The 22193-nt window shown below is 68.4% G+C and carries 25 protein-coding genes and 1 tRNA gene; 8 read left to right on the top strand and 18 right to left on the bottom strand.

What is annotated here, in order from left to right; genetic code table 11:
• Position 1: 1 nt before the first annotated feature.
• The 15 genes from O3X23_RS00695 to O3X23_RS00625 form a co-directional block, all read right to left on the bottom strand.
• Positions 2 to 616 carry a dTMP kinase gene (locus tag O3X23_RS00695; protein WP_269269004.1) on the bottom strand — a complete coding sequence of 205 codons (615 nt, stop codon included), beginning with the start codon at positions 614 to 616 and terminating at the stop codon, positions 2 to 4.
• On the bottom strand, positions 613 to 1491 hold the full coding sequence (locus tag O3X23_RS00690; protein WP_269269003.1) for a PIG-L deacetylase family protein: 879 nt from the start codon (positions 1489 to 1491) through the stop codon (positions 613 to 615). The genes O3X23_RS00695 and O3X23_RS00690 overlap by 4 nt, the downstream gene beginning before the upstream one ends.
• Positions 1492 to 1505: 14 nt before the next feature.
• Entirely contained in the window at positions 1506 to 2237 is a 732-nt protein-coding gene (locus tag O3X23_RS00685) for a glycosyltransferase (RefSeq protein WP_269269002.1), read from the bottom strand.
• A complete protein-coding gene (locus O3X23_RS00680) occupies positions 2234 to 3115 on the bottom strand; it encodes a phosphotransferase family protein (RefSeq protein WP_269269001.1) in 882 nt (293 codons plus the stop codon). Before O3X23_RS00680 ends, O3X23_RS00685 begins: the two co-directional genes overlap by 4 nt.
• Positions 3112 to 3999 (bottom strand): glycosyltransferase family 8 protein, encoded by an 888-nt coding sequence (locus tag O3X23_RS00675; protein ID WP_269269000.1) that lies wholly within the window; start codon positions 3997 to 3999, stop codon positions 3112 to 3114. Before O3X23_RS00675 ends, O3X23_RS00680 begins: the two co-directional genes overlap by 4 nt.
• A gap of 34 nt (positions 4000 to 4033) precedes the next feature.
• On the bottom strand, positions 4034 to 4219 hold the full coding sequence (locus O3X23_RS00670) for a hypothetical protein (RefSeq protein WP_269268999.1): 186 nt from the start codon (positions 4217 to 4219) through the stop codon (positions 4034 to 4036).
• Between the two features lie 11 nt (positions 4220 to 4230).
• Positions 4231 to 4440 (bottom strand): hypothetical protein, encoded by a 210-nt coding sequence (locus O3X23_RS00665; protein ID WP_269268998.1) that lies wholly within the window; start codon positions 4438 to 4440, stop codon positions 4231 to 4233.
• Positions 4437 to 4880, bottom strand: a complete 444-nt coding sequence (locus tag O3X23_RS00660) for a hypothetical protein (RefSeq protein ID WP_269268997.1) — start codon at positions 4878 to 4880, stop codon at positions 4437 to 4439. The genes O3X23_RS00665 and O3X23_RS00660 overlap by 4 nt, the downstream gene beginning before the upstream one ends.
• A 181-nt stretch (positions 4881 to 5061) precedes the next feature.
• Complete coding sequence (locus O3X23_RS00655; RefSeq protein ID WP_269268996.1) at positions 5062 to 6264, bottom strand: helix-turn-helix domain-containing protein; 1203 nt, start codon at positions 6262 to 6264, stop codon at positions 5062 to 5064.
• Between the two features lie 68 nt (positions 6265 to 6332).
• A complete protein-coding gene (locus O3X23_RS00650) occupies positions 6333 to 7037 on the bottom strand; it encodes an HAD-IA family hydrolase (protein ID WP_269268994.1) in 705 nt (234 codons plus the stop codon).
• Between the two features lie 245 nt (positions 7038 to 7282).
• Positions 7283 to 7852: a hypothetical protein gene (locus O3X23_RS00645; RefSeq protein WP_269268993.1), complete on the bottom strand. Its 570-nt coding sequence runs from the start codon at positions 7850 to 7852 to the stop codon at positions 7283 to 7285.
• Between the two features lie 376 nt (positions 7853 to 8228).
• Complete coding sequence (locus tag O3X23_RS00640; RefSeq protein ID WP_269268992.1) at positions 8229 to 9878, bottom strand: relaxase/mobilization nuclease domain-containing protein; 1650 nt, start codon at positions 9876 to 9878, stop codon at positions 8229 to 8231.
• On the bottom strand, positions 9875 to 10390 hold the full coding sequence (mobC, locus tag O3X23_RS00635; protein ID WP_331283869.1) for a plasmid mobilization relaxosome protein MobC: 516 nt from the start codon (positions 10388 to 10390) through the stop codon (positions 9875 to 9877). The genes O3X23_RS00640 and mobC overlap by 4 nt, the downstream gene beginning before the upstream one ends.
• Positions 10391 to 10614: 224 nt before the next feature.
• Positions 10615 to 11388 (bottom strand): DUF2637 domain-containing protein, encoded by a 774-nt coding sequence (locus tag O3X23_RS00630; RefSeq protein WP_269268990.1) that lies wholly within the window; start codon positions 11386 to 11388, stop codon positions 10615 to 10617.
• A gap of 221 nt (positions 11389 to 11609) precedes the next feature.
• Positions 11610 to 12806, bottom strand: coding sequence for a DUF3631 domain-containing protein (locus tag O3X23_RS00625; RefSeq protein WP_269269214.1), 1197 nt, complete (start codon positions 12804 to 12806; stop codon positions 11610 to 11612).
• A gap of 292 nt (positions 12807 to 13098) precedes the next feature.
• Here O3X23_RS00625 and O3X23_RS00620 point away from each other — a divergent pair, with 292 nt between their 5' ends.
• From O3X23_RS00620 to O3X23_RS00600, 5 genes are all read left to right on the top strand, one after another.
• Positions 13099 to 13596 (top strand): helix-turn-helix domain-containing protein, encoded by a 498-nt coding sequence (locus O3X23_RS00620; RefSeq protein WP_269268989.1) that lies wholly within the window; start codon positions 13099 to 13101, stop codon positions 13594 to 13596.
• A 182-nt stretch (positions 13597 to 13778) separates the two neighbouring features.
• Positions 13779 to 13997, top strand: coding sequence for a helix-turn-helix domain-containing protein (locus O3X23_RS00615; RefSeq protein ID WP_269269213.1), 219 nt, complete (start codon positions 13779 to 13781; stop codon positions 13995 to 13997).
• Positions 13997 to 15145, top strand: coding sequence for a tyrosine-type recombinase/integrase (locus O3X23_RS00610; RefSeq protein WP_269268988.1), 1149 nt, complete (start codon positions 13997 to 13999; stop codon positions 15143 to 15145). Before O3X23_RS00615 ends, O3X23_RS00610 begins: the two co-directional genes overlap by 1 nt.
• A 142-nt stretch (positions 15146 to 15287) precedes the next feature.
• The gene (locus O3X23_RS00605; RefSeq protein WP_269268987.1) at positions 15288 to 15935 is read left to right on the top strand and encodes a hypothetical protein; all 648 of its coding nucleotides are present in this window, start codon (positions 15288 to 15290) and stop codon (positions 15933 to 15935) included.
• A gap of 31 nt (positions 15936 to 15966) precedes the next feature.
• The gene (locus O3X23_RS00600) at positions 15967 to 17121 is read left to right on the top strand and encodes a helix-turn-helix domain-containing protein (RefSeq protein ID WP_269268986.1); all 1155 of its coding nucleotides are present in this window, start codon (positions 15967 to 15969) and stop codon (positions 17119 to 17121) included.
• Between the two features lie 345 nt (positions 17122 to 17466).
• Here the strand turns inward: O3X23_RS00600 and O3X23_RS00595 are convergent, their stop codons facing one another.
• Positions 17467 to 18126, bottom strand: a complete 660-nt coding sequence (locus tag O3X23_RS00595; RefSeq protein WP_269268985.1) for a DCL family protein — start codon at positions 18124 to 18126, stop codon at positions 17467 to 17469.
• Positions 18127 to 18515: 389 nt separating this feature from the next.
• A tRNA-Gly gene (locus tag O3X23_RS00590) sits at positions 18516 to 18589 on the bottom strand.
• Positions 18590 to 19052: 463 nt separating this feature from the next.
• Between O3X23_RS00590 and dcd the strand changes: the two genes are divergently transcribed.
• Positions 19053 to 19628 carry a dCTP deaminase gene (dcd, locus tag O3X23_RS00585; RefSeq protein WP_269268984.1) on the top strand — a complete coding sequence of 192 codons (576 nt, stop codon included), beginning with the start codon at positions 19053 to 19055 and terminating at the stop codon, positions 19626 to 19628.
• 1 nt (position 19629) lies between these two features.
• Complete coding sequence (locus O3X23_RS00580) at positions 19630 to 20127, top strand: phosphoribosyltransferase (protein ID WP_269268983.1); 498 nt, start codon at positions 19630 to 19632, stop codon at positions 20125 to 20127.
• A gap of 68 nt (positions 20128 to 20195) precedes the next feature.
• On the opposite strand, the gene O3X23_RS00575 is transcribed toward O3X23_RS00580, so the two are convergent.
• Positions 20196 to 21125 (bottom strand): Yip1 family protein, encoded by a 930-nt coding sequence (locus tag O3X23_RS00575; protein ID WP_269268982.1) that lies wholly within the window; start codon positions 21123 to 21125, stop codon positions 20196 to 20198.
• A gap of 237 nt (positions 21126 to 21362) precedes the next feature.
• Between O3X23_RS00575 and O3X23_RS00570 the strand changes: the two genes are divergently transcribed.
• On the top strand, positions 21363 to 22136 hold the full coding sequence (locus O3X23_RS00570; RefSeq protein WP_269268980.1) for a DsbA family protein: 774 nt from the start codon (positions 21363 to 21365) through the stop codon (positions 22134 to 22136).
• The last annotated feature ends 57 nt before the right edge of the window (positions 22137 to 22193 follow it).

Raw genomic sequence — 22193 nt, 5'->3', positions numbered from 1 at the left:
GTCACCTCGTCCAGAACGCGACGAGGGACTCGACTGCCTGAGCGATCTCCGCCGGGGTGGTATCCGCGGGGATGGCGACCACCTCCCGTGAGACCGGCGGCTGCACGCCCGAGAGGAAGTAGTCGCGGGCGTGGTCGAGGAACGCGGCTTCGTGGAGGAAGTAGTCGGACTCCGCCGCCGTGTGTCCGGCCCTCTTGCGTCGCAGTCCCAGCACCTCGGCCGGAACATCGAGGTAGACAGTGTGGTCGGGACGCAGGAACGGCAGCTCCTGGAGCCGGTCGCGAAGCTGATGGTGGACGCCGTAGCCGAACAGTGCGTCGAGAGCGTGGGCGTGAGCGAGGAGGGTGTCGATGGAGCGGTCGAGGATCACCACGGGTTTGCCACTGGCGAGCGCACTGCGGACCCGGGCCCCCTCGATCACCATGAACCTCTCGAACGCGGCGAGTTGCTCTGCCGCGGATCCGGTCCGCGCTGGCGGGATGTCGTCGCGGTGGGCGATGTGCTTGACGTAGCAGTCGGACACGAACCCCCGTTTTTCGATGCCGCTGCTGCGCAGGTGGTTGATGGCGGTGGACTTCCCCGCGTAGGAGGGTCCTTCGAGGGCGATGACCTTCACAGCGACTCCGTCCGGTAGAAGCGTTCCGCGTACGTGCCGGTGCCGGTCAACAGGTCGGCGGCAGTTGTCCAGGCGTGCCGGATCGGGCGGTACATCTTCCGGGCCGGGTGCATCTGCGAGCCGTGCATCCGCAGGACCGTGACCTTGTCGAGGACCACCGCAGTGATGTCGACCAGTTTGGGCGCCAGGGTCGGGCCGGTGCGGGCGCGGAAGAGGTGCTGGTCGCATCCGGCCAGCGCGTACGTGGACCAGAAGGCGAGGTCTTCCCAGAACCATCGGCACCCTAGACGGACCGCCGCATCGTGCACGAGGAGATGGTCCGGGTGGCGGGTGACAGCGGCTGGGGCCAGGAGCTCGGCGTCGGGGTTAGCACGGACGATGCCCCGCAGTTCTTCAGTGACCTGCTCCAGCACATCTCGGCTGTACGGCCGGTATGGAGGATCGGCGTCCTTGCGACCCAGGGGGATGCGCTTGGCGGCGAGCGTGGCGAGGGCGGCAGCGCCTTCGCGGTCGCGGAGGTCGGATACGGCGGCCTCGGTGGAGTACGTGGTCTCCAGCGCCGGGTGGACGCTGCGGGACCGGGTGAACACGGTGATCACGGTGAGGGGGCGGGGGCGGGCGAGGAAGCTCCCGGAGGCCGAGAGCGCGAAGTCGTCGTGGTGCGGCTCGATCACGAGGACGGGGCGGCCGGACGGGCGTCGCATCTCGACGAAGTGGGAGCAGCCGCTGTGCGGGGCCTTCAGCTCGATGACGTGGTGGTCATGGGCGCGATGGCGTTCGGCGAGGTGGTCGGTCCACCGCTGGTGCACGCGAACGAGGTCGTCGGCGAATGTGTAGATGCCGTCCTCGTCCGGTATGGGCAGAGGTGTGGTCATGCGCGTCTCCTGGTTCATCGGACGGTGGTCTCGTACCAGTGGCGCCACATGCGCGAGGAGCCCAGCCGCAGGCGGGCGGTGACGGGGTTTTGCCACCACAGCATCCGGAGGCTGGACCACTCGTCGTAGCGGCGGGTGGAGGGGCGTACGCGCAGGTCGTCCAGGATTTCGACTGGGGCGTCGGTCGCGCGGCCGTGGGTGGTCAAGCGGGCGAAGAAGTCGACGTCCTCGCTCATGAACAGGTCCTCGCGGTACCCGCGGACCTCCCTGAAGGCCGCTGCGGTAGCGAACTGGGCGACGCCCTGTGCGCCGCCGTGCGAGGTCCGGTAGTGGTCCCAGTACGCGCAGAGCAGCCTGGCCCCGAGCCGCTTGGGGGTGTAGAGAGGCGGGATGGCGCCCCCGGCGGCCCCCGCGTCCATCGCGGCTGCCGCAGCGCTGATCGCCTCCACGGGCAGCGCGACGTCGGCGTCGGTGAAGAACAGTCGTCGGCTCCGGGCGGCGGAGGCGCCGGTGTTACGAACCCGGCCGATGTTCCTGATGCTCTCGTCGATCACTTGGACGCCGAAGGAAGCGGCCATGTCGGCGGTGGCGTCGGTGGAGGCGTTATCGACCACGATCACCTCGCCCCGCTCGCCGCTGGCCGCCTCCCAGCGTTCGACGGAGGCAAGGACGGTCGGGAGGTAGCGGGGCAGGTACGCGACTTCGTTGTGGGCGGGGATGACGACCGTGAGGCCGGGGTTGGTCACCGGGGAGTCCTTTCCTTGCGCGGCGTGCGGAAAAGTTGGGGCGACTGACGGGTGAGGCTGGCCAGGCGGCTCGACCACAGGGCTCGGTCCTCGTGGTGGACCGCGTACGCCCAGCAGCGGACGGTTTGGAAGACCGCCCACGCCGACAGAAGTGCGTCGTCCAGGACAAGGGAGTAGGCGCCCGTCAGGGCGAGGCGGTCCTGCGGGGCGTGGGTGGTGGCCATGACGAGGGCGTGGGCCACATCGGATTCCCGGTGGCCGGGGGCCGCGTCTGTGAAGTCGACCAGGTGGCGTGCGTCCTGTGGGCCGGCCAGGACGACGTTGTCGAAGTGGACGTCTCCGTGGCACCACACCAGTGGTGTCGATTCGGGGGCGTCGGCGATGAGCGCCAGGGTGGGCCCGATGACGTTGAGCAGGTCGGACGGGCAGCGGCGCGAGAGAGAGGAAACCGCGTCGTGAAACGGACGCGACGGAGCAGGGTGGGCTATTGGTGCTTGGTGCAGGCGCGCGAGGAGGCCACCGAGGTCCCGGAGGGCCTGGCTACGGGTGATGGTGCTGGCGCGTACGGCGCTGCCAAGGGTGCATCCCCCGAGGTCGGACGTGATGAGGGCGGTGCCTCCCTCGCTGGAGGTGGTACCGCAGCCGAGTACCTCCGGGACGGGAACGGTGGCCGCAGCCGCACGGATCGCGGCCGCCTCGGTGACTGCGTTGCGGCGGGCGGTGTGCGCGTACAGCTTCACGATCACGCTGCGGCCGTCGTGGAGGCCGGTCCGGTAGACGGCCGTACGCGAGCCCAGCGCCAACTGTTCAGCGGTTCGGGCGGTCGTCCCGAGGAACATGGCGCAGGCGCGGGAGACCATCGGTGGGGGCGTTCTCATCGCAGGCCCGTCGGCTCGGGGTGAGCGGCGCCCATCGCGCGAACATGCCGCATGGTTCGCCGCAGCAGCAGGCGGTACTCCCGGACGTCCTCTGTGCGGGGGCATCCCGGCTGCCAGGGCTTCTCGGGGCCCACGAAGTGGACGAGCGCTGCGGATGGGTCGGGACGCAGGGGTCGGGTGACGACGCGGCGGACCCAGTTGCCGCGTTCGAGGAACCGGCCGACCTCGAAGCGGTTGTACCCGGAACCGACGGGGCGGACGTGCCCGGCGTGCAGGAGCCACAGGTTCAGGGCGTCCTGGTCGTTGTGGAGGATGTGCCGGCGCTGTCGGACCAGAGCCCGCTCGACGCCGCTCCGGATGCGGGGCATATCTGCGGTGCGGACCCACAAAAGACCGGCGTTGTAGTAGGGAAGGCCCCGAAGGCGCGGCCAGCGTTCTGCGGCGCCGGGCAGGGCGGGACATTCGCCGACGGCCGGGTTGAACTCGTCGCGGACGGCGCCGACCTCGCCGAGGAGCAAGGTGCCGAGCGGTTCGCTCAAGTCACCGCGCACGAGAGTGTCGGCGTCCACGTAGATCAGGTAGGGCCTACGGACGAAGGCGGGTGTGAACTCGAAGCGCAGGTAGGTCGTGACGGTGATGTACGAGGCGTCGGCCATCCGGCAGGAGCGCAGCGGGGTGCGGTGGGCAAGGCCGAAGGAGCCGAAGCCGGCCCGTTTGGCGAGCTGGGCGAGCAGCAGGGCGTCGGCCGGGGCGAGGTCGAGGGTGAGGATGCGGAGCGCGGCCTGGTGGCGGGCCTTTGGGGTGAGGCTGTCGGCCAGGGCGGTGATCGTGGCCAGGCCGGGGGTGAGGTAGTTCTGGTCGATGCACAGGCCGAACGCGTACACGGCGGGTCCGCCTTACGGTCTCGGGGGGAGGGCCTCAGAGGTCGTGCGTCTGCTCGTCGGCGGGCCGGTCCGGGCTGCTGACGACGGGCGAGCCCGCCGTGACAGCGGTCGGGCGGTCGGCGATCACGGCGCCGAGGGTGAATGCGGCGGCCACGTGACCCGCGAGCCAGACCCCGGTCAGTAACCGCCCGACCGGGTCGCTGCCTGCGAGACGGGCCATACGGCGGGACCTCACTTGGCCTCCTGATTGCGGTCGGGGCGTGAGGGACGGGGTTCCAAGATCCGCAGGGAATCAGGATCGTCCGACTCCCACTGAGCCGTGGTGCTGCCCGAGGGCGGACGCAGGACCCAGGTCTTGCCCTTCTTGATGTCCGTGACAATCGCCCGTCGTCCCTGCTGGTCCTCAACCAGGTCGCCGACCTCGGCGCGTGGGCGCGTCACCACGCGATCCCGGGCACGAGACGGGTCCAGGGCGACCACCCGGAGGCCGCCTCGAACAGGGCTTGGCGGCGCTCGTTCTGGCCGGGGGTACGGCGGGAAGGCCGGGGGATCGCTTCCGCGAGGAAGCCGCCTCGGTCACGGATGAGGACCCCGAGAGCGGCGAACTGCGCCGCGTCCGCAGCTACGTGGGAGGCGGCTCCGACGACGACCCCACGGATCATGCCGGTGGACAGGGCGCCTGCTATGGCCGACCAGCCCGGCCGGGTGTCCAAGGGAAGGGTCGGATCGTCGTCGGCCCAGGCTCCGGCCACATGCCAGTGGCGGGCGTCGGCGTAGCGACGAGCTTGTTTTTCGGCCTCACGTACGAGGGGCGCCTCGGCGGCGCAGGCGTAGACGGCGACGGGCACGTGTCCGAGACCGTCGGGGGAGGTGTTCGACATGCCTCCAGCGTGCTGTCGTGCGAGTACGCGGGACAGGCACGGCCCGTGACGGCGGAGCGAGTTCGTGGTGGCAGAAGCTGCCACGCCCCGTGTCCGTCCGGCAGGCGGGGCTTGCGTGAGGTGTCACGGGGCGTGGCAGTCGTGAGAGTGGCGGCCGTCCAGCTGCAACGGAGCGTGGCGGTCAGCGGACTCCAAGGGAAACACCGGCGGCGTGCGCGAGCCCGCGAAGGCGGCTGACGGACACGCCGGCCAGGCGGGAGATGATCACACCGGGCAGCATCTGGTGCTGCACCCACCCCGGCGCCATGGCGCAGACGCCTTCGAGGGTGTCGGCGGCCTGCTCCCACCGGCGGCATTCGACGTGGGTCAGGGCGACATCGAGGCCGTAGCGGGCTCTGGTGGCAAGCGGGACAGTCTCGTCCAGCCGGACGGTGTCCATGAGTCGCAACGCTCCGGGGGTGTCCCCGAGGGCAACGGCGATGCTCATGGCCTGCGTTCCGGCGTACAGCGGGCCGTAGGGCTGGGCGTGCCGGCCCCGGGCGTGCTCTGTGCCGAGGCGGGCGCCTACGGCGTGGGCCTGGGAGAGGTATTCGCGGGCAGTGTCCGGGGAGGCGCCGCCACGGGAAGCTGCTACTGCCGCATTGGTAACGAGCTGCCCGTACACCGACAGCCGGTCAGGGTCGTGCTCCGACATCTTGGGCTCGATGCGGTCCGCCTGGGCTGCGGCGAGCGTGAAGCCCTGTGCCGTCCGGCCGTCGCGGAGATTGACCCACGCCGTGGTGGCGGCGAGGTGGGCGTCACGCAGGTCATCACCGACCTGCACGGCGATCTGACGGCCATAGGTGAGGGCGGCGTAGGCGAGGTCTCGTGATCCCCAGACGTTGGCGGCCATGCCGGCTGTCTGGAAGACATCGGCGAGGACGCCGGCTGCGGCTTCCTTCTCGACCGTGTCCGAGGCGTCGTAGCGGGCACGGGCCTCGGGCAATAAGGCGCCCAACAGCACGCCAAGCTCGGTGTACCGGCCAGCCCAGTAGGCGGCGTCGGCATGCTGGACGGCGGACCGCAGTTCCTCGACGGTCCCGGGTTCGGTGTCGGCCGGGATCCCGATGGCTGCATCGTGAGTGGCGCCGGACAAGGTGCGCAGGGCCGCCCGCTCGTTGCGGTCCATGGATCGCCGCGGTGCTTGCTGACCGAGGAGCACGGCGATGTCTGTCCCGAGTGCCGAGGCGATGGACAGCAGCGAAGGCAGTGACGCGGTGCCACCGCGCTCCAGTTTCCGGACGACGCCGACGGATACGGCGGCGGCCTCGGCCAACCCCTCCTGCGTCATGCCGCTGCGAAGAGCCTTGATTCTTTCGGCCGTTGTGTACTCGGACCATTGCATGGCAGGCACTCTCCCGATCCAGATCGGCCAGACATGGACCGTACCCGTGACCGCGTGACTGCCGACAGTCATCCACGGGAGGGGAGTTGAACAACGGCCGGAACCAGTCGCTGCACCCGCAGGACTGCGTTGACCCCGAGCATTTCCTCCAGCTCGGCAACCGCCGCCGCCTCGTCCTGCGCGAGGACGGTGGTGATGCCCAGGGCCTCGGCCGGCGGGAGGTTCACCGGGTGGTCGTCGACAAACACGCACGCCGGACCCGGCAGACCGAGGCGATCCAACACCAGCTGGTAGATCGCCGGATCGGGCTTGGCCAGGCCGACCGCTTCGGAAATGACGTGCACATCGAAGAGGTCCCAGATGCCGCTGTGCTCGTACGGGTTGAAAGGGTCCATGCCGAAGCTGTTCGACAGCAGCGCGAGCCGGTAACCGGCAGCCCTAGCAGCGCGGGCGAGCCCGATCATGCGCTGCGCGGCGGGAACTCCTGACCAAGCGCGGCCCATCAGGTTCGTCGGCTCGACGTGCGGACCGAGGAGCGCAGCCGTGCCCTCGTTCCAGGCGGCTTGGTCTATCTGCCCGATCTCCAACGCCACGTACAGCCGACGGCCTTCGGGATTGTCGTTGAGGGTCGCGCGCCATGCCCCGGGCTCCAGCCCCTCCGCTTCGCACCACGCGCGGTGCACCGGGCGTGGGTCGGCGGTCAGTACCCCGGCGAAGTCCAGAATGAGCCCGCGCTGGGCTGGACGATGAGCAGTGTCCATCGGCTGCGGCATGGTGCGGGCTCCCTCTCCGTTGGCCTCACGAGGGACGCTACCGCGCACTGCGGGCACGGGAGGAAGGGAATCGGCTCGCACGGGCTCCAGGCGATGCGGCTCCGATGGTGATAGGGCCCGTTTAAATCGGCTCTGGCCGATAGGCCGCGAGCGGGCCGTCGCGCTAACTACGTGCCCAAGTGCCCTCATCAACATGTCACCGGGGCCAACCCCGTGCGGCGTTGGCCCCGGTGGTGTTGGTGGCGTCAGACCTGGCTGGTCAGGCGGGTGGCGAGGGCCCGGGCTTCTGGCGTGAGGCCGTCGAGGACCTCGTGTGCGTAAGGCGTGTCCAGGCGAACCGCGAGGTCCTGGACGGCGGTCCAGCTTCTGGCGATCTGTTCGAGGGCCTGCTGTGCTTCTTGGATGGCCTTTTGGCGTTGGGCGTGTTGCTGTTCCACTCGGTGGTGGGCCTCTTGCCAGGTGATCGCTCCCTGCTCGGCGAGTTCAGTGTGGCTGGGCCTCGTATCGCCGTCTGCCTGGCGGATGGCATCGACTTCCTTGACGCGCCGGCGCAGTCGTTCGTCTTCGAGACGTTGGTGGAGTATGGCGGTGGCGGCGTCGAGGGTGAGGTAGCCCTCGGTGACTTGTTCGGCTAGGTCGGGGGCGTGCTGGCGCAGCTCGTTGTGCTGGTTGATGACGGCTGCGGTGCGGGCCTTGCGATGGCCGGCTTCGGCGTAGGCGGCGTCGAGACCGAGGGTGCCGAGGCGTACCTGTTCGGCGAGGTCGGGGGCATGCTCCAGCACGACGTTGGCGGCGGAAAGCCGGCTGAGACTCATCGCGTGCAGTGTGGCGTGGGCCCGCAAGGAGTGTCCCGAAAGTGAACGCGCCATCGCGCCGATCATGGCCTGCTGGCCCTTGCTGACGTGTCGGCGGCGGAGGTTGGCGGCCAGGATCAGGCTGGTGGGGTCGTTGCCTTCGTAGCGGGTGAAGCGGGGTTCGACGCTGGCGAGTTCGCAGGCGGCGAGGCGGTTGCGACCGTCGAGGAGGACGCCGTCCCGATCGAGGACGATGGGCTTGTGCTGACCTTCGGCCTTGATGGACTGGGCGAGGTCATGCAGTTCGTCCTCCGGCAGGACGGGGAATGTGGCGGCGAGGGGGTGGATCTTCAGGATGGTCTCCTTATCGGATGCCGTTCGGCCCGGGTGTTGGTGTTCACCGGGTTCGGCGCTGGTGGCCGGTGGGCGCGGTGGTCCGCACCGAGGCCGGTGTGGTGGTTGTGGGCGGCTGCGGGTGCAGGCCGGTGATGCGGTGCAGGCGCCAGGTAAGGACTTCGCTGAGAGAACCGGCGGTGTGCAGTTCCCGGTGTCGTGCGGCTTGGGTGATGAGCGTGGCGGGGTTGTGGCCGGCTGTTGTGGTGTCGGATAGTGCGGCGGCGAGCGCGGGCCAGGTGGGTTCGGCGAGGATCTGGTCGGCGAGGTCGGGCAGGGCTTGGCGGATGATCTCGGCCTGGCGCTGCTGCAGAGGTAGAGCCAGGTGTCGGCCCCGCTGGTGGATCACGGCTAGGGGTTGACGGGCGGCTTCCTGGTAAGCGGCTCGCAGATGTTCGGCGGTCTGTCGGGCCGCTTCGGCTTGCTGATCGTGATGGTGGTTGCGGTGCCAGTGCTGGGCTGCGACGACCGCGAGGAGGAGTGCGTCGAGGAGGATCGCGAAGAGAGCTCCGTCCCGTGGGGCGGGTTCGCGGAGGATGGCCTTGACGGCCCGCCGGGTTGTCTGGGCCTGCCGGTGCCTGGCGTGGATGCGGGAGCGGCTGGCTCGTTCGAATGCGGTGGCGGCCTGGCCGAGCGGGAGCCGCAGGTCGGCGGTGGCTGTGAGGGGGAGGACATCAAGGGTCTCAGCGAGCACCGTGATGTGCGCCTGGCTTGCGGCGTCGTCGGTCTGCGCGAGGAGGTCGGGGAGGTGCCCGGCTGCCTCGATGATCTGCTGCCAGGCCGTGTGCTGACGGTCAGAGGGCCCGCGTGGGAGCGTGGACGTGGCGGCGAGGCGCTCGGCGATCTTTGGGTAGGACAGGTCGGGGGCGAGCGTCGAGCCGGAGAACCAGACGGGCTGGCCGTCCTTGTTGGTGTCGCTTTCGAGGGCGGTCTTGTATCCGTGGATGTCGCCCGAAGGGAAGTACTGGATGTCCACGAGGACGCCGGCGCCGGTGAGGAGGCGGAAGAACTCTTCGGTGCTGGTGGCGGCTGAGACGGCGGTGCGGACGGTGGTCCGCAAGTGTTCTCGGGCCGTGGTGGTATGTCCGGTTCGGCGGGCCTTTTCCTGCTCGGCGCGGGTGGGGCGTTTGGCGGCCGTGCGATCGCCGCGCGGGACCTGTCGTAGGCCGTATTCCTTCTCGATGGCGGCCAGTTCCTTGTCGGCGCGCAGGTAGTCGTTCCAGTTGCGGGGCGGGGTGAGGTCGCCTCGGACCTTGGTGGCGACAATGTGGATGTGGTCATCGGCGTGGCGGACGGCGACCCAGCGGCAGGCGTCAGGGTCGCCGGCCGGGGCGATGCCGGTGGCGTTCAGTACCCGGCGGGCGACCGTGGCCCACTCGGCGTCCGACAGCGTCCGGTCTTCGGGCGCGGCCCGGATCGAGCAGTGCCACACGTGGTTCTTGGGGGCGCGCTCTCCGGCTTGCTTCACGCGCAGGTCGAGGGCGGTGGTCAGCTGGGCGAGGGTGGCATCCGGCTCCCGGCCGGGGTCGGGGGCGAAGCCGTCCCACGACGCTACGAGGTGGGGGTCGGTGTGGTCGTTGGCGCGTTTGGTGTCGTAGAGGTAGTTCAGCACGCCTCGGGTTTTGGAGCCGGGCTTGACGATGTTCGCGATCAACGGGTGGCGGGCTCTTTCGTTGTGGCGGCCACATCGGCGGCGGTATCGATCGCGGCCGCGGCGGAACGAGCCTTGACGAGCACATCACCGGCCGCGGCGATGACGGCGGAGTCCTCCGGGCGGGGATCTGCTCCGGCGTTGAGACGGTGGGCGATCTGGTTGACGTTGTTGCCGATCCTGGCGACCTCGGTGCGCAGGGCAGCGAGTTCATCGATCAGGTCGTCGAGGGCGCCACGCTGGCCAGGGAGAGTGTGGGCACCTTCGATGAAGGCCATGACGACCGCGCCGACGAAGTGGGCACCCGCCAGGCCCATGCTCTGGGCCATGTCCAGGATCTCGGTGTGCTCGTTCATGCTGTAGCGGACATCGACACGCTTCTTGCGCTGTTCGGTTTCACGGGCGCGACGGCGGGCGACGCGGCGGAGCGCGGCTTCGTCGGCTGCACGCACAGGCATGACGATGCCGGCTTCCCCCTCCAGCGCGCCCTCGCGCCGGAGCTCCTCCTCCGCCACCCCCGGGGCGGAGGAGGACGCGTTGGACCGGCCCTTGGACGGTCCAACGCCATACCTTGCTCCGCCTGGTGCTGGGGTAATGGTCAGTTGCCTTTTCGATGTGGTGGGTTCGTCGTGGTGATCGTGCACGGGGGCTCCAGGATCGGTGTTGAGGGGCGAGGGGTTGCGCGTGCCCGTGGGCCCGCCCTCGTGTGAGGGGTGAGGGCGGGCCGGGGTGGGCGGGGTCAGCCGGTGCCGAGTGGCTTGGCGGTTTGGTCGAGTTCGGACTGGAGGATGTCCTTGGCCCTGTCCAGGCGTTCCCGGCCTACTGCGAGGCCCTTGTCCCGGATGGCCTTCTCGATGTGGCGGCGGGAGATCCGACCGCTTCGTCCCGGAGCGGCGGTACGGCCGATCTCGACTGCCTGCTCCAGGGTGGCGCTTGGTAGCCGGCCCCGACGTTCAGCGGCCGGCTTCTGGAGCTCAGCCACTTGATCGGCTTCGTCGTCCTGGGTCTCGTTGAACCCGCATGTCGGTTCCTGCGTGGCGGCGGGACTTCGGCCCTCTGGGGTGGCATCCGCTGTGATGTGGCGGGCGCTTTCGTGTGGCTCGGGGTGGCGGGCGACGAGGAGGTAGAAGTGGACTGCGCCAGCTAGCGCGAGGGGAGCGATGGCGGAGATGACGCCGACGGTGATGTTGTCGAGCGCGAGCCCGGTGTGGCTGGTCTGTTGGTTGACGCGTACTGCGTGCAGGACGTTGGCCCAGATGCTCGTGAGGGTGGCGATGCCGACGAGCCCCGCGACGTACAGGCGAGACCGCAGGGGCGCGGCCCGCAGGACGAGGAGGGCGCCGATCCCGATGGCGATGAAGCCGTCGATCACGAGGGGGAAGGCGTAGGTGAGCAGGTGGTGGATGTGGCTGGCGGCTGCCATCTGACGCAGGGCGTCGTAAGAAAGCGCGAAGGCGGCCAGAGCCAGCAGGGCCACACCCGTGCGGATCGCGGTGGCCAGAAATGCCGGCACCGATGCGGGGGTGATAGCGGTGGTGGGAGAGGGCAAAGGTGGGTGCTCCAGGGTTCGAGACAGTGGGTGGGCCCGCGTTGGTCTCGACCCGTTGCGACTCGTCGCATGCCTGGTCGGAGCAGGTACGGGTGCGATGGAGATGGCGGGTCGACCCGTTGCGGGCGTGCGAACCGTCACGGCTCTGACCTGCGCGGGGACGGGTCGCGACGGGTCGTGGCGGGTCAGGCTCCCGTTGTGGACGCCGGTTTGGGCTCGGGGCAGTAGCGTGCCCAGGCGTCGGCGAACTGCAGGCGGGTGTAACCCCTCGCCTGGACGTTGCCGGGGAACCGGCGGTTGGCCGCGCTGATGTTGTAGTCCTTCAGCAGGATCTGGAGTCCGCGCGCGGTGAAGCCCTGCTCGGTGTAGCCGGGCCAGGGCGACTCGTCGTCCTGGTTCAGGATGTCGAGGAGACGACCGGTGCGGATCGCCGAGGGGTCGCCTTCGGCGGCGAAGACACGGCGGATGTCGGCCAGGAGGCGGATGCTCAGGCTGCTGTTGTCCTGGTCCTGTTCCGCCTCATGCTTGGTCATCGCCAGGCACGCGGTGCGGGCGAGGCCGGGCCACGGACCGCCTGCGAGATCTGCGACCGCGATCAGCGGTTCCCACGTGTCGGCGGCTCGGTCTTCGACCGGCATGGGCGGCGTGAGGTCCATCGCTTCTGCGTGGAGTGGCACCAGCCAGGCAATGAGGCGGTCACGCAGGGCGTGCAGTGAAGGAGTGTCCCGGAAGGTGCGGAACTCCTCCACCTTCTCGCCTGGCCTGCGACGGCGCATCCGGATCACGATCGACCGGTCCATGATCGTGTCGGGCAGGTCCCCGATGCCCGCGAGGGCGGCCATGGCGAAGGTGGGGAACTTCGACACCTCGTGGTTGGGGCCGGAGACGCGCAGGGTGGGCCTATTGCGCTGGTGACCGGCGTTGAGCAGGCCCCGCATCTCCTCGTTCTTCTCCGCCACCTTCGCCGAGCCGAAGATCGTGTCAGCCTCGTCCACCAGCAGGGTGGGAGGGGTTTCGGTGATCGACCGGAAGACTGCCGCGGCGGAGGCGTTGACCGTGATCAGCGGATCGTGCACCGTTTCGGTGATCACGTCCAGGAGCCGCGACTTCCCGCACCGTTTCGCCGGTCCGACGATCGCGAGGCGCGGGGCGTGCTGCCACGCGGTCTGCAGGTGGGTTGCGGCCACCCACAGCACTGCGGCCGTGCGGGCTTCCTTGCTCGGCAGCACGACGTACCGCTGGAGCTGCGCCCGCAGATCGCTGAGCACCTGCTCACCCTCGGTGGCCGGGGCAGGCTCGGGCTCGTTCGGAGTCGGCCGATCGGGTTCGGCTCCGGGCGGCGCGGGGGCGAGCGGTGGCGTGTTCGGGGTGACTTCGTCCATACTGGACATCAAGCTCCTCAATCTGCGGGCCATACGGGACGGCAATCCCGGCCATGCAGCCAGTCGTTCAGGGATGGGCGGCGTGAGGTTTGCGCCTTGAGCCCCTCGGTGGTTGATCACCGGGGGGCTTTTTGCATGTCATGCCAAGGCGAGGCCGGTCCATGGGATCGCAAGGACCGGCCGTGATCAATTATGCACTACGCATAGCCATTTTGCAAGACGCAGAAGATGGTGTATCGTTTTTACTGTCGCTGCGGCTTGCAGCAACACGCCGGAACCGGAAGGAGGAGGGATGCCGAACGAGGACCACGACGACGAGGAACCCGAAGGCGTGATGCTCAAGGGTGAGGACAACGCCGCGAAGCGCATCAAGGTCGAGCGCGACAAACGTGGCTGGAGCACCACCACGCTCTCCGAGCTCCTCAACGAAGCCGGCTACGAGATGAACCCGTCAGCTGTCTGGCGGATCGAGAACGGCAAACGTCGCATCAACCTCGATGAGGCCATCGGCTTCGCCGACGCCTTCGGTGTCTCGCTGGCCAACTTCGTCGGCCCGCCGGCCCTCGCCGCCGCAGGCCAGGCAATGGAGATTATCGACACCGTGGTGGCCGCGAATCTGGCCGCTCAGCGTGCTCAGCGCGCCTATGTGAGGGCGACCGACCAACTCGCCGCCTACCTCGCGCAGCACCCGGACATCCGCGACGAGGCCAACGTCGTGGTCAGCAACGCCATCGCCGAGAACATCATGAAGATCAACCAGGAAGAGTCCGGGCTGCCCACCGGCCCGTAAACCACCCCTGCTCCCGCTCGTCCTGGGACCGCGAACCCCCAGGCCGGCCACCAACACGCCCATCCCATGAACGCACGGCCCTGCCGGGAGTTGCCGCTCCACACGCAGGGCCAGAAGAGGATCTCCGCTTGCGCCACACCGCGATACCCCACGCCTCCGCCCAGCCCCGCACCGCGAAGGAGGTGAAAACGAACGACCGGCTGCTCACGGTCGAGGAGGCCGCCGAACGCCTCGGTACCGGAGTGCGCTTCATCCGGCGCCTCATCCAGGAACGCCGCATCCGCTACGTGAAACTCGGCAAGCCGGTGCGCATCCCCACCACCGCGATCGACGCGTACATCGCAGAACACACCGTGCCGACCCTTCGCGAGGCACGGTCGCACTTCGGGAAGGCGGCCTGATGGCGGGCCGCAAGCCGCAGCGGCGGCGTGAGTTCGGTACCGTCCGCCAACTCCCCTCCGGTCGCTGGCAGGCGCGCTACTGGGCCCCTGACGGCAGCCGCCGTACCGCCCCTGAGACCTTCGCGACCCGCACCGAAGCCCAGACCTGGCTAACGCTCACCCAGGCGGACATCGAGCGCAGGCACTGGGTCGACCCCGACGCAGGAGCCGTGAACTTCGAGCAGTACGCCCTGACATGGATCGACGAACGAGGACTCGCCGCCACCACCGACGAGCTGTACCGCAGGCTCCTGCGGCTGCACCTCATCCCCGCCTTCGGGGACACGGACCTGGACGAGATCACCCCGCCTGCCGTACGCACCTGGCGGACCGAGCGGTTGAAGGCGACCGGCGCCACGACGGTCGCCAAGTCCTACCGCCTGCTCAAGGCCATCATGGAGACGGCCACCGACGACGAGTTGATCCGCCGCAATCCCTGCCGCATCAGGGGCGCGGGAAGCGAGAAGGCGAAGGAACGCTCGACCGCGACCGTTGCCCAGGTCGACGCCCTCGCCGGGGCGATGGGACCGAGGTGGCGGCTGATGATCTACTTCTGCGCCTACGGCCCGATGCGCCCGGAGGAGCAGGCGGCCCTGCGACGCCCCGCCGTGACGTTGGAACCGCTGGCTGTACGCATCACCGAGGCCGCGCCCGAGCTGACGACCGGGCGTCGGGCGAAGGGGGACACGAAGTCGGGCGCGGGCGTTCGCACGATCTTCCTGCCGGCCTTCCTGTCCATGGAGGTCAAGCGGCACCTTGACTGGTTCGCGGAAAAGGAGCCGAACGGCCTGCTGTTCGTTGGCGAGAAGGGCGCACCGTTCCGGCGTACGACCTTCGGCCGGAAATGGGCCAAGGCCCGAGCCAAGGTCGGCCTACCCGAGGACTTCCGCTTCTACGACCTGCGCCACACGGGACACACTCTGTCCACCCAGTCCGGCGCCACGCTCAAGGACACGATGGTCCGCGCCGGCCAGTCTTCGGAGAAAGCCGCGATGATCTACCAGCACTCGGACGACGAGCGCCAGGCGGAGGTCGCGGAAGGCATCGACGCCACGGTGCGCGAGCAACGGAGACGAGCGGACAAGAAGGCTTTGGTTCGGGGAGTGTAGCGGTCTGGTCGGGGTGGGCTTCGCGTCTGCCCCGACCACGCGACTACCTCACAGCAGGCTAATGACCAGCACGGCTTCTTGATTTTCTACCTCAAATGAGGGAGGATTTCCGGAAATCACTCTCTGTGGTCAGGGGCTGGGCATGGCAGTCGTGCACGTTGAGGATTCACGCCGTCGCAGCAGGCTCGCAGAGCTGGGACTCTCGGTCGAGCGGATCGAGGACGCACTGCAGCGCGCTGAAGCGGAACGGAACTTCTGTACCCCACTCGACCCCGTCTCGCTGCCGGGCAACATCTTCTGGGGACGGGCGATTCGCTTCCTGCGCGAGACCTACATCCCCGAGGGATGGCGCAGCGTGAGCCCCAACAACGTGCCGCTCCTCCTCTCGCCGACGGAGGATTTCGCTGTCACGGCATCCAGTGGGAACAAGGGTGCCGGCTACGCGGGGCTCATCCCGTCTACGCGCTACGCGAAGGGCTCCGCTGTCATCCGTAGGGTTGAGACCAACCGTCAGCTGATGATCCCTGGCGACATGGTCGAGCCTGAGCCGCACGACGTGGGCGACGGCATTCCCACCTGGTTCCTGCTCTACCAGCATGTGAACATGCCGACCGGGACGCGGCTTCACTACGAACTGTCGCTGCCGAACAATGCGGGCAGCCGTGGCAAGATCGACAGCTGGCACGAGCGGATCATCTTCCCTTACCTCGACTTCGAGGGCTTCAACCCGTTCCCGAATGACGACGACGGCGAGGGCGGCATCGACATCCCCATCGAACGCCTGAGCTGACACGTCCGAACCTCAGACCATTGGCACTCCCATGACCACGGCATCCCGGCTCGTCCTGGCGCGCAAGCGTCGCGGGCTCACCGTCACCCGCCTCGCCCAGATGGCCGGACTCACCGCCCGACGACTGTCGGACTACGAGAGCGGCAGGGCGCACCCGAGCGCGCCTTCCTTGGCTGCCCTCGTCGAGGCGCTCGAATTCCCTGAGTCGTTCTTCACGGCTGAGGAGGTCGCTGATCTGCCCGTGGAGGCGGTGAGCTTCCGGGCGTTGAGCAAGATGACGGCCTCCCAGCGGGACATCGCGCTCAGCGGAGGCCGCCTGGCCAGAATCCTCCAGGACTGGATTGGGGCGCGCTTTCGACTGCCGACCCCGGAACTGCCCTCCCTGACATCGTTTAGCCGCCTCGGCGATGGCGAGCAGGTCCCGTTTCCGGGGGAGGCGGGATCCGCGGACTGCCCGGCCGAGAGGGCAGCCGAGCTTGTTCGTGCCCGGTGGGGCTTGGGTGTCGCCCCCATCCCGAACATGGTCCACCTCTTGGAGTCGCACGGGGTGCGAGTGTTCTCGTTGTCGCGAGACTGCCCGGAAGTCGACGCCTTTTCCTTCTGGGATCGGGGCATCCCTTTCGTGTTGCTCGGGACAGAGAAAACCGCCGAGAGAGGGCGTTTCGACGCGGCTCACGAACTGGGCCATCTTGTCCTGCACGGCGAAGAGCAGGTCCCGCACGGTCCACAGGCCGAGGGCGAGGCACACCGCTTCGCGGCAGCCCTGCTGATGCCGGCGTCTGACGTAATCGCACACATCCCGCGTAATCCGAGCACCCATTGGATCCTGCAGGCGAAGCGACGCTGGAAGGTCGCCGCCATGGCACTGGCACGCCGGCTGCATGAGCTGAACCTCACCACCGAGTGGCAGTACCGCACTCACTGCGTGGAGCTGGGACGGCTGGGGTACCGCAAGGCGGAGCCACAGAGTGGACTCGCCCGAGAGACCTCCCAGGTTCTGGGAAAGGTCTTCACCGCCCTGCGGGCGGAAGGGACACCGCCGGCCGATGTCGCCCGCGACCTACAGCTGCGGCCCGCCGATCTTAACGACCTCATCTTCGGCCTGGTAGTCACCGCACAAGATGGCGGACGCAATGGCGCTCGCTCCGGGGCGGCTCGTCGACCGCAACTCGCTGTTGTGCGTTGACGCGACGCTCGCCGAACGGAGCGCTTCCCTGGACAGAGTGAGTGAAAGGAGCCGTGCGCCCCAAGCAATCCCAAGCTAAGGGCGCCAGCGTGGTCAATACTTCCGCGGGCGACGTTGTGTCTGCCGTGAACAAACTCCATGGGGTCGACGAGCAACCGTCGACCCCACAGCGGCACGTCCGGCCGAACTTGACGGTGGTACCCGCCAAACTGCCCCGGCACTTGTAACCGTGAGGCGCGATGAGCACATGCCCCGGCGGCGCGTCCGCATGAGGAGCCCCGTTGTTGTGACGGATCTTCCTGAGCGGCTGGCTACGAGAGCCGCTGGGACGTGCTCGATATCGAGCTAACGGCGAAGCAGAGACAGGTTGGCCAGTTTGGTCACAACGCGCAGCTTGGCGTGTTGCTTGTGATAGTCGTACCACGCTGCGCAGAGTCGCTCGTCTTGGAACCTCTGCCCGATCTGACCGTCGACTGAGAGTAGCTCGAAGGCTTCCCAGCCATCGTGCGCCTCAGCGAAGCGCATGGCTAGCACCGCAAACTCAGGGTCGTAGTGGTCGACGTGCGCCTCCGTCGGCGAATCCATCATCGCCCCTGTGATCGGGCATTTGACGACAGTTTGCCGGTGGAACTCACTGCCGACGAATTCGATGACCTGCGGTGCCACGATCCGGCGCATCGCGCGCTCGACGAGCTGACGTTGCGTAGGCGGCTGGATCAGTTTGGTATAGCTAAAGTCCGTTTCAGTCCCGTCGACGCGGATGATGAAGAAAGATCGATTCCTCGCGTTGTCGGGGTTGGGGCGCACTTCGAACCGCTGGATGCCCGCGCCGATCTTGCTAGGCGGGTCTCGATGCATCTGCACCAGTCCGATGAGCAGCTCCTTGTCACACGATTCAGTCACCTCGCCACCGAGCGGGTAACGGTGCAGAGCCGCCCTGCATGCCTCCAACGCGGCTACCTTCGTGGGGAATTGAACATTGCCAATGAAAATAGGTTTAGCCATGACCGCACTGTGACATGTGCCGACGGCATACTTCGGGTCACCTTGAATCTCCTCCGCGATAGGCGCCAAGGCGCTACCCTCTCCGCGTCGATCCGGCGCAGCTCGCTACTTCTTTGAACCCTCTGGACGCAGCCTGACCTGTCATCAGGATGGCCGCTCCCTGACCGCGCTGCCCTGGCTGATGCTCGCCGCCCCACGGCTCGCGTGGCCCAGGTCACATGAAATGCGTCTCGCCATTCGGGACGATCGGTCGGTGGAACCAGAGCATTTCCTATGGCTTAGGCGCAGGGGAAGCCGATTCTCGGAGTTGGGGCACGCGGAGGGCACGATAGGCCCTAAGTGGTCTAGACAACAAAGAAGGCCCCGGTCATTGACCTGGGCCTTTGTTGTGGAGCGAGTGACGGGAATCGAACCCGCGCTCTGAGCTTGGGAAGCTCATGTTCTACCATTAAACTACACTCGCGCGGCACGCCGGTTGGGCGTGGCACCGTCGCATACTGTACCGCATCGTGGGCCCTGGGCGCGTTCTGCCCAGGGCTTTCGTGATGTCGCGGGGCGGGACCGGGGGGTCGGGATGCGGCTGCGGGGGGCGGGTGTTGGGGCGTAGCGTTGGGGTCGGAGCGGCGTGTGGAAGATGGCCCGTCTCATCCCCTAATGTGGCTTTTGTCGTCCACGAAAGTTGGGGAAGGGAACCGATGGAGCGCACCGTCGTTCGTTGTGCCGAGGGGCACGTATTCAGCACCGCGACGTTCCCGATGCAGAATCTGGGTGTCGGCCGGCTGGGCCCCGGGCGGTTGTTGAGGTGCCCGCGCTGTGCGCGGTTGCGGAACGCGGTGCCGGTGGAGAGCGGGAAGTAGCTCACGTGGTGCCGCGCGGCTCCGGCCAGGATTGGGCCGGGGCCGCGTCGTCCGCGTAACCTTCGGGACGTGCTTCTCTCAGACAAGGACATCAGGGCCGAGATCGACAGCGGACGGGTGCGGGTCGACCCCTTCGACGAGTCGATGGTGCAGCCGTCGAGTATCGATGTGCGGCTGGACCGGCTCTTCCGCGTGTTCGAGAACCACCGGTACCCGCACATCGACCCGGCGGTGGAGCAGAGCGATCTGACCCGGCTGGTCGAGCCGGAGGGCGACGAGCCGTTCATCCTGCACCCGGGCGAGTTCGTGCTCGCGTCGACCTACGAGGTCATCTCGCTTCCCGACGACCTCGCGTCGCGCCTGGAGGGCAAGAGCTCGCTGGGCCGGCTGGGACTGGTGACGCACTCGACGGCGGGCTTCATCGACCCCGGGTTCTCCGGGCACGTGACGCTGGAGCTGTCCAACCTGGCGACGCTGCCGATCAAGCTGTGGCCGGGGATGAAGATCGGCCAGCTGTGCCTGTTCCGCCTGTCGTCGCCGGCCGAGCACCCGTACGGCTCGGAGCGGTACGGCTCGCGCTACCAGGGGCAGCGGGGGCCGACGGCCTCCCGGTCGTTCATGAACTTCCACCGGACGCAGGTCTGACATGGCACCCGTACGCGAGAACCTGACGTACGAGGGCTTCGGGCACGCCGTGCGCGAGCTGGCGCAGACGATCGCGGACGACGGGTACGAGCCCGACATCGTGCTGTCGATCGCCCGGGGCGGCGTCTTCGTCGCCGGCGGCCTGGCCTACGCGCTGGACTGCAAGAACATCCACCTGGTCAACGTCGAGTTCTACACGGGCGTGGGCACGACGCTGCCGATGCCCGTGATGCTCGCGCCGATGCCCGCGGCCATCGACTTCAGCAACAAGCGCGTCCTCATCGCCGACGACGTCGCCGACACCGGCAAGACGCTCAAGCTGGTGCACGACTTCTGCGTGGGGCACGTCGCCGAGGTCCGCAGCGCGGTGATCTACGAGAAGACGCAGTCGCTCGTGAAGTGCGAGTACGTGTGGAAGCGCACCGACGACTGGATCAACTTCCCGTGGTCCGTCGACGAGCCGGTCGTGAAGCGTGAGGGACAGGTTCGGGACGCCTGAACCACGAGGTGAACGAGTAAGGGGCGCCCTCCAGCGGAGGGCGCCCCTTACTCGTCGGCCGGAGCGGCTCAGATCACCGGGAGCTTGAAGAGGACCAGCAGGGCGACCAGTTGGATCGAGGCGGCGCCGAGCGCCTTGGGCCAGGGCAGGTCGTGGGACTTGCCGACCATCGACGTGAGCAGGGCCGCGCAGGCGAGCCAGGTGGCCCAGCCGAGGATCTGGACGAGTCCGTTGGCGCTGCCGAGGAACATGGCGAAGAGCAGCCGCGGCGCGTCGGTGAGCGAGGTGACGAGCATCGCCAGGCCGACGGTGGGGGCCCAGGAGCCGTCGCCGCCGAACTGGCGGGCGAGCGCGTGTGTCACGGTGCCCAGCATCAGGGCGCTGAGCGTGACGGCGACGCCGGTGCTGATCACCCACGGGACGCTGGACGAGACGGTGGCGTTGAGGACGTCCTCGCGGGCCGCGTCGAAGCCGAAGACCGCCAGCAGGCCGTAGAGGAACGTGACGGTCAGGGCCGGGCCCCAGACCGGGTAGTCCCGCATCTGCCAGAAGGTGTGACCGGGGCGCAGGGCGATGCCGCTGATCAGCTGCTTCCAGTGCAGCCGGGGCCCCGAGGGCGGTGCGGTGGTCTGTCCCGCCCGGTACGTGGCGATGTTGTCGCCGCCCGGTCCGTCCGCACCGTCATGGTTCCCGCCGGAGTACGGCGCGAACTGGTCGGGGGAGCCGGGGAGGGTGAAGGCGCGGGTGTGGCCCGCGTTGTCGTTGTACGCCGGGGCCGGCGTGCCGCCGGGAGCCGGCTCGCCGAAGTACTCGGGCTCGCCGGAAGGGGCGCCCGGGTAGCCGCCGCCGTTCCCGTGGCCGCCGGCGGGGCCGCGGCCCTGCCCGCCTCCGTAGCCCTGCGGATGACCCTGCGGTTGTCCGTAGTTCTGAGGCCCACCGTGCGGGGGTGCTTGCTGCCCGCCGTGGTCCCGTCCGCGTCGATTCCTGAATCCAGCCACGTCATCGAACGTACCCGTTTCCGTTGGGCGCTGGGTCGTGAGGCCGGTTGTGCGGGGGGCTTTGCGTCCATTCTGTGACACGTGACGCCCGCACCTTTGGTGAGTGTCTGTTCGTGATTCGTGTGGCTTGTACCGAGACCGGTGGGGCTGGTGGGAACTTAGGGTCATGAGAGCGACCGAACGTCGTGAGTTCCGGGACCGAGTGGACCCAGCCGTCAGATTCGAAGGAGCCGTTCCATGGCCGTACGTACCGCTCGCAACGTCAGAAGCGCGGGAATCGCGGCCGTCGCCGCCGCGGTGCTCGCGATGACGGCGACCGGGTGCGGCTCGTCGGACGCGGGTTCCGATCCCAAGCCGTTCGCGAAGGCCGGAGCCGGGACCGAGGCCGGGACCGAGGCCGGCGGTGGCGCCAAGGCGGCCCCCGACGCGGCCGCGCTCGCGCAGCTGCCCGCCCGGATGGCCGCGGACGGTACGGCGATCGTCGTCGGCGACCCGAAGGCGCCCAACACCGTGCAGGTCTACGAGGACCCGCGCTGCCCGTACTGCAAGCGTTTCGAAGCGGGCGGCGGCGCCGCGCTCGTGCCGCTGGTGAAGGACGGCAAGATCAAGGTCGAGTACACGATCGCGTCCTTCCTCGACGCGAACTTCGGCGGCAGCAGTTCGAAGAAGGCGGCCAACGCGCTGCGCGCGGCCGTCGACGCGGGGAAGTTCTCCGAGTTCCACTCCGCGCTCTTCGAGAACCAGCCCGAGGAGCCCAAGGACGGCTTCACCGACTCCTTCCTGCTCAAGATCGCCGACACGGTGCCGGGTCTGAACAGCACGGCCTTCCAGGCGGCGGTCAGGGGCCAGACGCACAAGGACTGGGTCAAGACGTCCGAGAAGGCCTTCGAGGACTCGGGTTCGCAGGGCACGCCGACGGTCCTGGTGAACGGCAAGAAGATCACCCCGGGCGACGCCGTGTACGACGCGGTGACGTTCACCAAGGCGCTGAAGGAGCTCGGCATCGGCTGACGCGGGCGGGGAATGCAATGACGGCCTGCCCCTCGCCCGAGGGACAGGCCGTCGTCA

It is taken from the genome of Streptomyces sp. H39-S7, from assembly GCF_027158205.1.
GTDB lineage: Bacteria > Actinomycetota > Actinomycetes > Streptomycetales > Streptomycetaceae > Actinacidiphila.
Note: the sequence above shows the minus strand (reverse complement) of the source record. Positions and strands in the feature narration are given on the sequence as shown.